General features: G+C 73.4%; 10 protein-coding genes. All 10 read right to left on the reverse strand.

The window, feature by feature from the left end:
- Positions 1-131: 131 nt before the first annotated feature.
- The 10 genes from OG811_RS28025 to OG811_RS28070 are packed head-to-tail and all read right to left on the reverse strand — an operon-like array spanning position 132 to position 13,770.
- Positions 132-1,259, reverse strand: coding sequence for a hypothetical protein (locus OG811_RS28025; protein WP_406069998.1), 1,128 nt, complete (start codon positions 1,257-1,259; stop codon positions 132-134).
- Between the two features lie 13 nt (positions 1,260-1,272).
- Positions 1,273-3,618 carry a hypothetical protein gene (locus tag OG811_RS28030; protein ID WP_406070000.1) on the reverse strand — a complete coding sequence of 782 codons (2,346 nt, stop codon included), beginning with the start codon at positions 3,616-3,618 and terminating at the stop codon, positions 1,273-1,275.
- A 13-nt stretch (positions 3,619-3,631) separates the two neighbouring features.
- Positions 3,632-5,068 (reverse strand): hypothetical protein, encoded by a 1,437-nt coding sequence (locus OG811_RS28035; RefSeq protein ID WP_406070002.1) that lies wholly within the window; start codon positions 5,066-5,068, stop codon positions 3,632-3,634.
- Complete coding sequence (locus tag OG811_RS28040) at positions 5,061-5,564, reverse strand: hypothetical protein (RefSeq protein ID WP_406070003.1); 504 nt, start codon at positions 5,562-5,564, stop codon at positions 5,061-5,063. The genes OG811_RS28035 and OG811_RS28040 overlap by 8 nt, the downstream gene beginning before the upstream one ends.
- Position 5,565: 1 nt before the next feature.
- The gene (locus tag OG811_RS28045; protein ID WP_406070005.1) at positions 5,566-5,889 is read right to left on the reverse strand and encodes a hypothetical protein; all 324 of its coding nucleotides are present in this window, start codon (positions 5,887-5,889) and stop codon (positions 5,566-5,568) included.
- 10 nt (positions 5,890-5,899) lie between these two features.
- Entirely contained in the window at positions 5,900-7,927 is a 2,028-nt protein-coding gene (locus OG811_RS28050; protein WP_406070006.1) for a hypothetical protein, read from the reverse strand.
- Positions 7,924-8,571 carry a hypothetical protein gene (locus OG811_RS28055; protein ID WP_406070007.1) on the reverse strand — a complete coding sequence of 216 codons (648 nt, stop codon included), beginning with the start codon at positions 8,569-8,571 and terminating at the stop codon, positions 7,924-7,926. The genes OG811_RS28050 and OG811_RS28055 overlap by 4 nt, the downstream gene beginning before the upstream one ends.
- The gene (locus tag OG811_RS28060) at positions 8,571-9,068 is read right to left on the reverse strand and encodes a hypothetical protein (protein WP_354974903.1); all 498 of its coding nucleotides are present in this window, start codon (positions 9,066-9,068) and stop codon (positions 8,571-8,573) included. The genes OG811_RS28055 and OG811_RS28060 overlap by 1 nt, the downstream gene beginning before the upstream one ends.
- 2 nt (positions 9,069-9,070) lie before the next feature.
- Positions 9,071-10,552, reverse strand: a complete 1,482-nt coding sequence (locus OG811_RS28065) for a hypothetical protein (protein ID WP_406070009.1) — start codon at positions 10,550-10,552, stop codon at positions 9,071-9,073.
- A complete protein-coding gene (locus OG811_RS28070) occupies positions 10,549-13,770 on the reverse strand; it encodes a hypothetical protein (protein WP_406070010.1) in 3,222 nt (1,073 codons plus the stop codon). The genes OG811_RS28065 and OG811_RS28070 overlap by 4 nt, the downstream gene beginning before the upstream one ends.
- Between the last annotated feature and the right edge of the window lies 1 nt (position 13,771).

The following is a 13,771-nucleotide window of genomic DNA, read 5'->3' on the forward strand; positions in this document are numbered from 1 at the left end:
GCCCTTCGCACCCGATCGCCCCGTGGCAGTTCCACGGTCGGGCGTGGACGATCGACACGCCAGCGCAGTGTCGTCACACCGACCCGGCGAACGGCGTGGACCAACCGTTCGCCGGATTCGGTACCGGCCGTTCAGCGCAGCTTGCTCAGCGTCCGGGCGTACCCGGTCCACTCGGCGGCGTCACCGACGTCGGCGCGTACCCCTGCCTCTTTCATGATCCCGAGCACCCGCTCGGCCGGCGCATCGGCCAGCTTGCCGAGCGTGCTGATCCCGGCGCGGGTCAGCGCCGCCCGGACCTTGGTCGGCACCCCGGCGAGCATGGCGATGTCGGCGTCCCCGACGTTCTCCAGCTCAGTCTCGATGCCGAGCGCGGCGGCGACCGCCGACTGGGCACCGACCGTGGTCCGGACGATCGCCGCCTCCCGCTCGCTCACCTCGCCGAACATCGCGTCCACACTCTGATAGGCGGTCTCCGCCGGCAGCACCTTGAGCACGTCGCGGACCGTCCGACCGTCGGCCAACTCCTCCTCGCCGAAGAAGCGGATGAACTCCGTCAGCTTCACCTCGCGCGGGAAGCGCTGCCGGACGTCCCCGTTCTCGGCCGCGTACCGCTCCAGATAGGCGGCGCCCCGGACCTTCGGGCCGGCGACCACGTCCACGCCGAGGGTCTCCACGGCGGGCAGCACGATGGTGCCGGCCTTGGTCTGCCAGATGCTGACCTTCTTGTCCAGGAACATCGTGGTGCCCATGTATTTCCCGAAGTCGAGGGTGCTCATGTAGTTGGGGATCTGTTCGATGTGCAACGGGCCACCCTCGACCCTGTTCTCGTGCACCGTCGAGTGCAGTCGGTTGATCTCCGCGCGGATCTCGTCGAGCAGCCGGCGCAGGCTCACGCGCATCACCGCCATGCAGGAGAACGCCTTGGCCAGGTCGGTGCCAAGGTGGTCCAGGTCGTGCTCGATGCGGTGGAAACGCTCGTTGAAGCCCTGCTCGCCGGGGGTCTGCCCGGCCTGCACCACGTCCTCGCCGTCGACCCAGTCCGCGTGGGCGAACGTGCGGGCGAACGGCGGCGGCGCACAGCCGGGCTCCACCGCCGGGAACGACTCGGCGTAGTTGAACACCCGCTTCGCGGTGCCCACGTTCTCGTAGATCCAGGACGAGACCAGCACACTGGCGTCCGTCTGCGGGATGCCGTGTTCGGTGAACATCCGGTAGAGCTCGGTGACGGTCAGCCCGTCGTAGTTGATCTCGCTCGCCATGATGATGTCCCTCTCAGAGCTGGTCGTACACGCCGCGGTGCCGGCGCTGCTGGAAGGTGCGGTAGGTCCGGGCCACCGCCGGGCGCAGCGGCTCGGCGGTGCCGTCGGCGTCGAGGTCGACGTGATCGCGGCGAATGCCGAACGTGTTGATCTCCACGCCGAGCGGGCAGACCCTCGCCAGCGCGTTCATCAGCCGCTCGTACTGCGCCAGGGTCAACGTCACCCCGTCGGGCAGTTCCACCCGGAACTCGTACGGGTCGGTCAGGCCGGTCCGCACATAGGCGAGCGCCACCACGGCGACCAACCCGGCATGGGTGGGCCGCAGCGTGGTCCGGGCGCCGACCGCCTTGATCTCCGCCGTGCCGCCGCCGAGCCCCACCGTGTACCAGCGGAACCCGGTGGCCCGGCGCTCGGACAGGTTCAGCCCGGCCTGCGGCAGACCGATCAGGCTGCACACCAGCAGCACCCGGTTGCCGGTGTCGACGAGCGGCAGCGCGGCGGCGAGGTGCTGGTCGCGCAGCAGCCCGACCAGCCGAGCCAGCCGGTCGCCGGCGGCCGGCTGCCCGGCGATCAGCGCGCTGGCCAACGCCGCCGGCAGCTCGATGGTCTCCACCAGCTCGTCGGGGAGCCGGTTCAGCGCGGCCACCACCGGCGCCGGATCCCGTACCGCCGGCAGGCCGGCGGCGGCGAGCACCTGGTCCACGGGCTGCCCGGCCGGCCGGGTCGGCACCGCCGCCCACCGGGTCCGGGCCGCCGCATCGGTCAGCTGCGCCCACCCCGGCTCGCCACCGCCGGTCCAGGCCGCCGCGGCGCCAGCCAGCCCGGCCAGCAGCAGCGCGTTGCCGCCCGGGTCGCCCGGCGCGTGGAACTGCGCCTCGACCGCCGTGTTGGCGCCGACCGCGGCGCTCACCGGCGCGGTCACCGCCAGCCCGCGCGTGGGCAGGTGGGACAGGTACACCGTGGCGGTGCTGATCCGGTGGACGGTCTGCAACCCGCACACCTGCCACAGCCACGCCAGCGCACCGTCGGCCGCAACCGTGGGCACGCCGCGCGCGCGGGCGGCGGCGATCAACGCCTCGGCGGTACGGTCGGCGGTGGCGTTCCGGCCGGCGTCCAGCACACGGTTGCGCAGGTCGGTGGCCTGTGCACCGGTCGGCGGGGTGATGTCCACGCCGAGACCCAGCTCGTAGCGGCTGCCACCGGCGTCGTCCTGGGCCCGGGTCACCTGCCACACGACGGACGAGCCGAGCGCCCGACAGACCCGCCCCGCCCGGTCCAGGGCGACGGCCAGCGGCGGCGCGACGCCGTGCGCGCTGCCGAAGGCGTACGACTGGCGCAGGCTGGCCCGCAGCGTGGTGACCTCGGTCAATCGGCTGGCCGGCGACGCCCGGCCGGCGTGCACGGTGTTGTTCGGCGGTGTGTTCGCGGGCAGCACCAGCCGGTCGCGGCGCAGTTGGGCGAGGAAGTTGGTGCGGTGCTGCGGATCACCGGCGGCGACCAGCCGGATCGCCACCGCGAACCGGTCGTCGTCCTCGCGCAGGGTGAACCGTGCGCCGCCGGGCAGGTCCGCGAAGAGCCCGGCATTCCGGTCGGTGTCCGTGCCGGGGCCGTTGAGCAGCTGGCGCACCGCACCCGGAGTGGGCAGCAGGAACCGTCGGTAGAGCCCGAGCCGGTGGGCGTACGCGGGGTCCGGCTCGCGGGCCGGCGGAGCCAGCCGGCGGGCGTAGACCTCCCCGCTGGCCGGCTCGTGCACCAGTTCGTCGACGAAGCGGGCCACCCCGACGTCCGCGCCGATCCGGTCCAGCGCGTCACGCCGGGCGTGGGCCAGGGTCCGGTACGCGTGCACCTCACGGGCCGCGCGGCGCAGCCGGTGCTTCTCGTACGACACCAGGTAGAGCAGCCGGCCCAGGTTGCCCTCCAGCACGGCCAGCTCGACCAGCCCGGTGAGCGCCGCACCGGTGACCGCGGTGGCGGCGGCGCCGTCGACGGCCCGCTCGGCTGTCACGGCGACGGTGAACGACGCGACCAGCGGCTCGTCGGCGGTGTCCGGCACGTACGCGGGCACCGACGCCCCGGCGGCCGACCAGGGCGCGAAGACCACCGGCGGCAGCACCCGCTCACCGGTGCTTCCCGGGTGCACGGTGACCGTCACCCGGATGGTCTCCTCGACCAGGTCCCGGCGCAGCACCACGGTGAGCAGCGGGTGCCGGCTGGTCCAGTCCACCGCCGCGGCGCCGGTGGTGGCGATCGGCACCACCACCCGCCGGACGGTCCCCGGGTACGGGCCCTCCAACTGGTCGACGAGGTTTCGTTCGACGGACGGGTCGGCCCCGTCCACCGGCACCCGGATGTCGGTCATCGCGCGCCCCCGCTCAGACGATCCGGAACGGCCGGGGATCGTCCCGGTCGACATAGACGGGCACCTGGTTCGCGGCGAGCACCGCGTTGTCGCCGACCGGCAGCCGCTGCACCCCGTCGCCGGTGGGCGCGCTGCCGGTCACCACCACCGCCGAGTCGGCCGGGAAGCGGACCAGCCGCAGCGAGCGGACGTCCGCGACGCCCGGCTCGTTCATCAGCGTCCAGATCACCTCGGCGGCGCGGACCGGCTCGCCGAACGGCAGCTCGTCGACGTAGCGGCGGAGTCGGGCGTGCAGTCGGGCGCGCAGCTCGGTGGCCGCGGTGGAGGCGTTCACCGTCTCCTTCGAGCCGGTGGGCAGCGGCAGGCCACGGATCACCAGGTCGGCCTCGACGCCGATGCCCACCTCGTCGGCCCGGTCCACCGAGGCGAAGATGCCCACCGGGCGCAGGTCCTCGATGACCGACTCGACGGCGGCGTGCAGCCCGTCCGGGCCGTCCCAGATGGCCGCGGCGGTCGGCGCGACCAGCACCGTGACGTAGTACGGATTGCCCAGGTCGCGTTCGGTGCTGAAGACCCGTTCGATGAAGTTGAAATTGCCGAAGATGGACTGGTTGAGGTCCAGCCCGCCCCGGCCGTCGAAGACCTGCACCTGGCGTACGCCGGGCACGGTCGCCACGGCCAGACCGATCGCCTCGGCAGTCCAGATGGAGCGGGGCGCGGCCAGCAGCAGCTGCCGGTAGCGGGCGTCGGGGACCTGCTGTTCACCCCCGGTCAGCGCGACGGTGTGGGTGATGTCCACCAGCTCCTTGCCGGCGGCCTGCTCGGCGTCGTCCAGGTCGGCCAGCAGGGTGTCGGCCCGATTCCACCGGTCGATCTTCTGGCTGGGCTGGGCGGGGTCCAGGTTGTGCGCGGGGCCGGGGTAGAAGGCGGCGACGGCCGGCACCCGTTCGCCGACGGCGGCGGAGAGCACCACCGTCTCGTCCAGGGCCACGTGGTGCCCGCCGGGTGTGGACAGCCGTGCGCCCCGGGGCAGCGTGAGCTGGGTGCGGCCGGTGGGTAGCGCCGCCTTCAGTTTCAGCTTCACGGTGCCTCGCGCCGGCAGGTACGGCCGGGGTATGCCCAGTTCCTCACCGAGGCGGGTCAGCGCGTCGGCGGTCGCCGACACCACGTACGAGTTGTCGTAGACCGCGCCGAGGGCCGCCCACAGCCGGGCGTCCTCCAGCGCGGCCAGTTCCAGCACCTTGCGCAGCACGGCGCCGCTGGTCAGGTCGATGTCGTCGCCGAAGAGCAGTCGGGCGGTGGCCAGCTTCTCGGCGAGCAACCGGGCGAAGGACTTCGGCACGAAGCCGCTCTCGACGATGCCGAAGCCGGTCGAGCCGGTGGCTCGCAGCGCGGCGGCGTCGACGGCCAGGACGTCGGCCAGCTCGGCCGGAAGGGTGGGATCAGACACTGGGTAGCTCCCCGAGATGCACCGAGAGCCGGTCGTCGGTGATGGTTTCGAACTGGACCTGCACCTGCAGGGTGCGAGAGGCGCGGAGCGCGGACCGGGCCGCGTCATCGGTGCCGTTCGCACCGAGCCGACCGTCGTCGAGGTTGACGTCGACGATCTTGCGGACGCGGGGGTCGCGGTCGAGCAGCGTGATGATGCCGATGCGCACCTGCTCGCGGATCAGGTTGGGCTCGATCTGCTCGGCGAGGGCGTTGAGACCGTCGAAACCGAACGTGGCGTCGAAGACGTTCGAGCCGCGCAGCGTGGTCAGCGCCACCGCGAGGCTCTGGGCCACGTTCTGAGTGCCGGCGACGAGGGCCAGCACCCGGCCGTTCGGGCCGTCGTCGAAGACGACGTCGCGGGCCAGGTCCACGCCGGGCATGGTGGGTTCGAAGGCGAGCCCCCAGCCGAGGTAGCGGCGCTGGGCGGCCTGCCGTTCCCGCTCGGTCCGGTCCACCTCAGGCCGCCTTCAGCTTGCTCTGCCCGGCGCTGGCGGAAAGGCCGGGGCTGGTGCCGTCGGTGGCGCCGCTGAGCGTGCTCAGCGCCACGGCGACGTCGCCGACCTTGAGCTTGCCGGCGGATCCGGTCGCCGAGGTCACGGTGCCGCACTGCTTGGTGGAGTTGCTGGTGGTGATGGTGCAGCCGGTCACCGACTTGCCACTGATGCCGTCGAGGCGGACCACCGGGGCACGGTTGACGGTCAACTTGCCCTGCCCGGACGGGGACACCTTCCCCTGGTTGGGGCAGTGCACGTCGCTCGACGTGGTGAGCACGAAAGCCATGTCGCTCTCCTCAGTGGACGTTCATCGCGTTGCTGACCTGGACGTCGACATCGTCGGCGGCGATGTTGACGGTGCCGCCGCTGATGTTCACCGCGCCGTTGCCCGCGTCCAGGTCGATCTGGGTGGCGGTGATGGTGATCGAGCCGTCCTGCTTCATCACGATCGACGACCCGCCGGCGGCGTGCTCGATGGTGATGCTGTCGGCCTCGTCGGCGCGTTTCGGGCGTTGACCCCGACCGCGCAGTTTTGCCCGGCCCACCCGCACGGTCAGCTCCCCCAGCTCGATGACCCGGTTGCCGTCGCCGTCGGTGAGGTCGTGCGTCACCTTGCCGTCGTGGTCGGCGGGCACCACCGCGTCGCCGATCGACGAGCGGCTGTTGGTGGCCACCGCCACCGGCAGTGACAGCCACCAGTCCCCCGGCTCGGAGACCGGGGCGTGCCCGGTGGGCCAGAGCGCGCCCACCTCCACCGGGTCGTCCGGCGCGCCGTTGCGGTAGGCCAACGCCACCCGGGTGCCCGGGTAGCGGGGCAGGATGAGCCCGCAGCCACCCCAGGCGAACGGGGTCAGGTAGGTCACCCCGGGCAGCGGCGCGGGCTGCTCCCGGCGCACCGGCAGGCGGCGGGCCCCGTTGGGTCGGCCGTCCGGTCGGGCCAGCCCCTCCCACACCGTCTCGGTCTGCGCCGGCGGCTCGACGGCGCCGCTGGCCTTGGTGGCCACCGCGCGTACCTCGCCGATCTCCAGGCCGCGCGTCTCGCCCCGGGCCGCGCGGGCCGCCCGACGGACCGCCTCGGCGGCGGCGACGCCGGGCGACGACGCCGGGCCGGCCGGCTCGGCGGTGCCCACGCCGGAGGCGTCACTCCAGCTGTCCCAGGCCTGGGTGCCCGACGTGACCTCGACGCCCTGCACCACCGTGACGAAACCGGCGGTACGCGACAGGGTGTGCCGGGCCGCGCTGAGGTAGAGCAGCTTCGCCCCCGCGCCCAGCTCCCCGGTCGACGGGGCGAACGGGGCGGCGAACGAGCCGAGCAGTGCTGCGCCGACGCTGCCCAGCGTGGTGGCCTCGTCCACGGCCGGCGGGTCGAAACACACCAGGTCACCGGGCTTCAGGTCGGGGCGACCCTTGAGGGTCAGCGTCCACGCTCGACGGCGCGGAGCGGCGGTGCCGCCGGACTCGGTGGCCGCGTACGGGTCGGTGTCCTGGCTGCCGTTCTCGGTGCACGCCAGCAGGCCGGTGGCGAGGGTGAGTGGCTTCGGTTCACCCTCCGGGTACGGGATGGGCCGCTTGCCGACGTGCACGGTGCCGTCGCGGATCAGCAGCATCCCCCGCCCGTACGCGTTGAGCGACTGCTGCAACGCGCCGCCGATCCGGTCCAGCGCGGCGCGGTAGAGCAGGCCGGCGCCGAAGGCGACCCGCTCGTCACCGGCCGCCTCGGTGGCACCCAGGGTCATCGTGCCGTCCGGGTTGGCGCCCCACCCCGTGACGTCCACCCGGGTCCGGTCGGCGATGGCCCGGATCGCGGCGGTGAAGTTCTCCGCCTCGAACCGCTCGGCCACCCGCTGCCCGAGCCGGGCGTACGCCTGCTCGACGAGGGTCAGCTCGGTGTCGTACGTCCGTTCCCCGGTGAGCCGGCGTACCTTCGTCACCCGCAGCACGGCGACCAGCGCCTGGGTCAGCTCGGCGGGCGACGGGCCGGCGTTGACGCCGACCAGGTTGGTGAAGAAGGCGCCGACCGAGGTGTTGGCGTCCCGCCAGTACAGGTACAGCTTCGCCACCAGCGGCGGTTGCCCCTCGGCGGTGCGCAGCGCGGCGAAGTGCTCGTCGATCAACCCCTGCACGGTGATCGTGTACGCGCCGGGGCCCAGCCCGTCGGGCAGCGCGGCGTCGATGGCCGCATAGTAGTCGGCGCTGGACAGGCTGAGCGCGGTGTCCGGGCTCAGCCCGGTCGAGGTCTCCCGGTGGAAGGTCAGGGTCCAGCCGGCGTCGTTGCCCACCGCGCCCTGGCGTACCTGGCCGGTCTGAAACGGCGTGAGCGTCATCGCAGAACCCTCCGCAGCTTCTTGTCGAGCAGGTAGCGGTAGCGCAGCTTGCCGGGGCCCAGCTCGGATTCGACGCGCTGCGCGGGCGGGCGGCGACGCCAGACGAACTCGTTGATCGGCGGCGGCCCGAACTGGTCCACCGCCCGGTCCGCGGGCCGCCACGCGAGGGTCACCGATGAGCCGTAGTCACCGGAGCCGCGTACCGTCCCGGCGTGCAGCAGCCAGGCGAGCACCACCACCTCGACGGCGACCGGGGCGGCGCCGGTGGTGGTCGACGGGCCGGCGTCGGGGCAGACCCGGCGCAGGCCGGCGGCGAGCGGCAGTGAGCCGAGGATCCGGGTGCCCTGGCGGACGACCAGGCGCAGCGGCACCCGACCGACCAGCGCCGGTGGCCGGGGCACGGCCGGGGGCGCTGGTCGGGGTGCCAGGTCGTCGGCGGAGCTGGTGACCACCGCGAGGGGGTCGGTGTCCAGCCACTGCCGGGCCAGCCCGGTGGGCAGGATCAGCACCGCGTGTACGCCGGCGCCCAGTTCGACGCGGTGCGGGAGGCCGGCGGTGAGGCTCTGCCGCACCTCGGTGAACCCGTCGGGCACCTCGATGGGTGTCTCCGGCAGCAGGTAGCGGTCGATCGGGAACGGTGGCATCAGTTTCCCAACCCGTCGGCGAGCGCGCCGACTCCGATGCTGGCCACGTCGAGCAGCTTGCCGAGCAGGCTGGGACGAGGCACGTGGACGAGGGTGATGGTGGTGTCCAGGACGTCCCGGCGCGCGGCCGAGGCGTTGAAGGTCAGCGACTGCACCTGCATGTCGGTGCGGATGGTCATCGAGGTGACGAGGATCAGGCCGCCGAATTTCCCACCGGAGTACGCGGCCAGTGCGGTGCCGCGCTTGCTCGCCTCGGCCATCGTCTCCAGCGCGAACTTCCAGGCGTACCGTTCCGGGCCGACCAGCACGCCGGTGAGGGTGATGGTGTCGTCGTGGGTGGCCACGATGGCCTTGTGCGCGGTCGAGCCGATCGGCGGCAGGTGGTAGGTCTGGGCCAGGGAGATGGCGGTGACCGCCCAGATCGGGATCGGCAGGATTCCGTCGCTGATGATCGCGGACGGCACCGTGCCGTACCGCATGAAGCTGGTGGTGGCCATGCTCAGCGCCCTCCGGTGGGTGGCAGCGGCACCGGCGTACCGGTGGGTTCGACGGCCAGGCCGAGGTCGCGCAGCGCCTGGGTGATCTCGCGGACCTCGCCGGCGGCGCTGGTGACCCGCAGCCGCAGCCGGCGCTCTTCGAGGGCCCGGCTGATCCGCGCCGGCCGGGTGGACGCGGAGCCGCGCCGGTTGATCCGGTCGATCTCGGCGGCGGCGTCCTCCATCCGGGAGATCGCGTCGAGGACCCGTGGGTCGGGGGTGAAGCCGGGGTCGTCGCGTTGCAGCCGGGCGATGGCATCGCGGAAGTTGGCGGCGTCGCGGCGCAGGTTGGTGACGAGGTTGTCGGTGAGCGCGCTGACCCCGCCGACGCTCGTCGCGCGGTGCGACTTGTCGTCGATCAGCCACACCCAGCCGTCGTGGCCGATGCCGACCAGGTCGGTTCCGGCGACCTTGACGTTGGCGTCCGGGCCCTTGAGGAACAGCTCGATGCTGCTCAGCGAGAACGCCGCGCTGTACTCGCCGAGCACACCCCGGCCGTAGGTGACCATGTCGTGGCGCAGGTAGGCGCGGAAGCCGGGGCCGTCGTCGGCGCGTCCGCCCCGGTCGCGGAAGCGCCGCCACAGGGTGCTCAGCGCCTCCGGGTTGTGCACGGCGAGTTGCTGGGTGAGCCAGACGTCGCCGCCGGCCACCACGGCCCGCAGGTCCGGGTCGGCGATGCGGGCGAGGGCTTCGGTGAGTCGGGCCTGGCTCATCTGCAGGCCGCGTGAGCGGGCACGACCGAGGTCGTCGACGGCGGTGCGCATCCGGCCCAGCTCGTCGGGGGTGAGCCGGCCACCGAGGCGGGTCTCCAGGTCCGCGACGGCGGCCCGCTTGCCGCTCTCGGTTTCGGCGGCCACCGCGCGCCACAGCGCGGCGGGTTCCAGCTCGGCGGCGCGGCGCAGCGCGGCCTGCCGGTCCGCCGGCATGGCCCGGAACGCGTCACCGACCACGGCGGCGGGCTCGACGTGCCGGCCGGACGTGCCGCCGCCGGCGGCGTCGAACTCGCGCAGCAGCGAGTCGGCGTACTGGGCGGCGTCGTCGGCCAGCCGCAGCGGCGCGTCCCCGACGATGCCCTCGCGGGGTCGGCTCAGCTCGCGCATCTCGGTGTTGAGCTGGTCGAAGTACTCGCCGAGGGTGGCCACCCGCACCCCTTCGGGCAGGGTGCCGCCCTCCAGCACGTGGTCGAGGATGGCGGCGATGTTGTCGCGCAGCACGGCGATGCGTTCCAGCCGGTTGACCGCGTTGCCCAGGTGCAGGTCACCGACGTCGTCGACGATGCGGCGGATGAGGTGTTCCAGCAGCCGTCGGGACCGCACCTCGCCGGCCTCGCTGTGCGCGGCGACGGTTCGCATGAACCGTTGCAGCCGCGGGTTGGCGTCGGCGGCGGCGTGCACGGCGGCGGCGTCGAGGAACCGGCCGGCGCGGAACCGGCGTGGCCCGGTCACGGCCGCACCACCGGGACGCGGGGGCCGGCGGCGGCGCCACCGGGTTGCGAGTCGAGCACCATGAGGATGAACCGGGCGCCCTCCGGGCCGCCGACCGCGCCGTGCAGCATCGCCTCCCGCTCCACGTAGGCGAGCACCGGCTCCATCAGCTTCTGCACGACCCGTTCCAGCACCTCGTTGAGCAGGATCTCGGTGAGGAACGCCTGAAGCAGGTCGCGGGAGGCCGCTTCGATGATCTGCCGGGTGACGCGGCGCACCACGTACCCCCGGGCGGCACGCAGCCCCGCGCGGACGCCGAAGCGCAGGGCGACCCGGCCGCCACGCACGGCCGCGCCGCCGATGGTGCCGACCTCGGGGATCAGCGACAACGCCAACCCGAGGTACGCGGCGAACAGCTCGACCTCGACCTCGGTGCGGGTGAGCACCAGCTCCGGGTCCAGCATCGAGGAGTAGAGACGGGCGCGTTGGTGTGCGTGCGCCACGTCGACGGCGGCGACCGCGACCCCGACCACGAAGCCCAGCGGCGGGCAGAGAATGGACAGCGCGATGATTCCCACCATGATCCCGAACGAGCTCAGCGCCTCCCGGCCCAGTTCGGTGGCGAACAGGGCGTCGACGCCGGTGGCGTAGTAGAGGTTGCCGCCGAAGAACTCGCCGATCTGCTGGTGGGTGACCAGGTGGATGCCCTGCAGGGCGAAGCGTCCACGGGGGATGGTGGCCGACGGGATGTGCTCGCTGATCCGACTGGACGTGAAGGCGAACCGGGCGTCGGTGCGGGCACGACCGAGCATCTCGGCGTTGTTGCGCCGCATGTCCTGCAGCACCCGCCACAGCTCGTCGCGAATCGCCGACCGGTTGCCGGCGAAGCGGGCCAGCAGGTCGGGCAGGTCGGTGATCTGCTTGACCAGCGGGTCGATGCCCTCGGCCTCGCCGCGCTGGATGACCAGCGCCTGTTCGATCTCGGCGAGGGTCCAGAGCACCGCGTGGGCGTCGCGGATCCGCGTGGTGCCGTCGCGTTCGACGATCTCACCGGCCGCGCCGGGGCTGGTCAGGGCGGCCTCGGTGGCGAGGAACGCACTGGAGATGGCCTGGGCTGCCCCGTACCAGGCGGTGACAGGGTTGGCCATGCTCACCGTGGCGAGGGTGCCGCCGCCGGTGCCGGTGTGCTCAGCCGTCCACCGGGCGGCCTCGTGGCGGCGCAGTCGCTCGCGCAGCCCCTGAAGCTCGGCGTAGTCGGTGAGCTGGGAGACGATCAGCCGCTCGAAGATGGGCGCGTACTGATCGAAGGTGGTGATCCGGGCGTCGATGCCGGTACGCGAGGTGAGCAGCAGCTGCACCAGCATCGCCTGGCTGCCGACGATGAAGAGCTGCCCGACGGCGCCCTTGATCGCGCCGCTGAGCGCCTGGATGAAGTGCAGATTCCAGGAGGCCGACGAGTCGATCCAGCCGCCCTGGATCCGGGCGAAGTGCTCGGGCTGGCTGTAGCGGCCCATGACGAGTTGGGCGAGGTGGTCCAGGCGGGGCACCACCCCGGCCAGGTGGCGCAGGAACTGCACGGCGGGCGAGGCCACCGGCCGGAAGTCCAGCGGGCCGAGCCCTCCGGTGCCCGCCGGCACGGGTCGGCTGAACGCCTCACGCTCGGCGGCGCCGACCAGCAGGCTGATCGCCGCGGCCCGGCCGCGCAGCATGGAGGCGGCCTGGAGACAGAAGTTCGCCGGATAGCGGCACGGCTCACCCATCTGCAGCCGGAACGCGATGTCGTCCATGAGCCGGCGCAGCTCGTCGCCGTCCGGCCCGAGCGCGGCCAGTTCCGGTTCACCGTTGAACGGGGCGCAGGCCCGCATCTCGGAGTGCTCGCCCACGACGGCGGGAAACCGTCGACCCTCGGTGCCGGCCGGCGCGCTCGGGCTGCTCGGGTCGAAGACGAACCCGCCCCGCCGGGCACCGCCAATGCCGTCCCCGCCGGTGCCACCGGCGCCACCGTCCGGCCCGGTGCCCGTGCCAACGCCGCCGGTGCCGGTGCCGCCCGGTCCACTGCCGGCGCCGCTGCCCGTGCCGGACCCGCTGCCGGTGCCCGCCCCTGAACCGGTGCCGTCGCCGGTGCCACCGCCCGGGGGTGCGTTCGGGTCCGGTGGGACGGCCGGGCGCTGCTCGACGCTGATCGGCAACAGGTTGGCCGTGCCGGTCCAGTGCATGGTGGCGTCGGTCTCCTCGGTGCCCACCAGCAGCAGGGAGACCCCGCCGATCTGGACCACCACCAGGCAGGTCGGCATCGCCCCGCCCACCGAGGCGAGGATCGCGTCGACCCGCCGGGACACCTCCGCGTCGACGGCCCGCTCGATCTGCGCCTGGTACTCGTCCGCGCTGGTGGTCTCACCGCGCGGCTGGGCGGTCCGCAGCCGCTGCCGGATGTCGGCGCTGAGCTCCTCGTCCACCATGGCGACGAGGGCGCTCCGATCGGCGACGGGCCGCCGCTGCACCGTTCCGGGCTGCGGGCTGGGCACCCGCTCCTCCACCTCGAAGTGCGGCTGTGGGGTGGCCCGGAACACCGTCTCGCCGAACCGCTCGAAGGTGAGGACCGACCACGGTGTGGTGTTCACCAGGATCGCCCAGGCCGGGCGTCCGTCGGAGCCGACCACCCGGGCGATCACACCCTGCGGGGTGCCCGACGGCAGGCCGCCATGCTGGCGTACCGCCTCACGGCCCAGCTCGGCGATGTGGTTCACCACGTAGGTGGCCGGGCGCAGCAGCCACTGGTAGGTCACCCCGGGCGGCTCGTCGCCGTCCACCGGCACCTCGGCGGCGTCCCCACCGTCGTCGTAGGACGGCACCCGGTAGACGGCCAGCAGGTGGCGCATCCGCTGCGGGTCGAACAGCTCGGTCGCCGGCCGGCTCAGCGGCGCGGCCACCCCGGGGGGCAGCCCCGGGTCCAGCCGCGCGGCGGTCACCATCTCATCGATGCGCCGGCGCAGCCGGGCCTCGAAGGCCCGCCGGTCGTCCGGCGACACCCGCTCGCCGGCCGCGCCGGTCCAGCGGAAGGTCGGCGCTTCGGCGCGTACCTCCAGGTAGCCGCCGCGTGGCGCGACCACCTCGCGCCGGGAGCGTTCCAGGGCGCGGGCCAGGGCCGCGCCGAGCGCCTCGGTCACCGCCTCCGGTCGCTCGGTCACCGACCGGGCGTCCAGCCGGATCCGCACCGGCACGTGCACCGAGATGGCCACC

The sequence above is a fragment of the Micromonospora sp. NBC_01638 genome (assembly GCF_045209745.1).
In the GTDB taxonomy this organism is placed as follows: Bacteria; Actinomycetota; Actinomycetes; order Mycobacteriales; family Micromonosporaceae; genus Micromonospora.

Excerpts from the sequence above, each read along its gene's own strand:
- OG811_RS28025 (WP_406069998.1), bottom strand. The coding sequence starts at position 1,259 with ATGGCGAGCGAGATCAACTACGACGGGCTGACCGTCACCGAGCTCTAC.
- OG811_RS28030 (WP_406070000.1), bottom strand. The coding sequence starts at position 3,618 with ATGACCGACATCCGGGTGCCGGTGGACGGGGCCGACCCGTCCGTCGAA.
- OG811_RS28045 (WP_406070005.1), bottom strand. The coding sequence starts at position 5,889 with ATGGCTTTCGTGCTCACCACGTCGAGCGACGTGCACTGCCCCAACCAG.
- OG811_RS28050 (WP_406070006.1), bottom strand. The coding sequence starts at position 7,927 with ATGACGCTCACGCCGTTTCAGACCGGCCAGGTACGCCAGGGCGCGGTG.
- OG811_RS28055 (WP_406070007.1), bottom strand. The coding sequence starts at position 8,571 with ATGCCACCGTTCCCGATCGACCGCTACCTGCTGCCGGAGACACCCATC.
- OG811_RS28060 (WP_354974903.1), bottom strand. The coding sequence starts at position 9,068 with ATGGCCACCACCAGCTTCATGCGGTACGGCACGGTGCCGTCCGCGATC.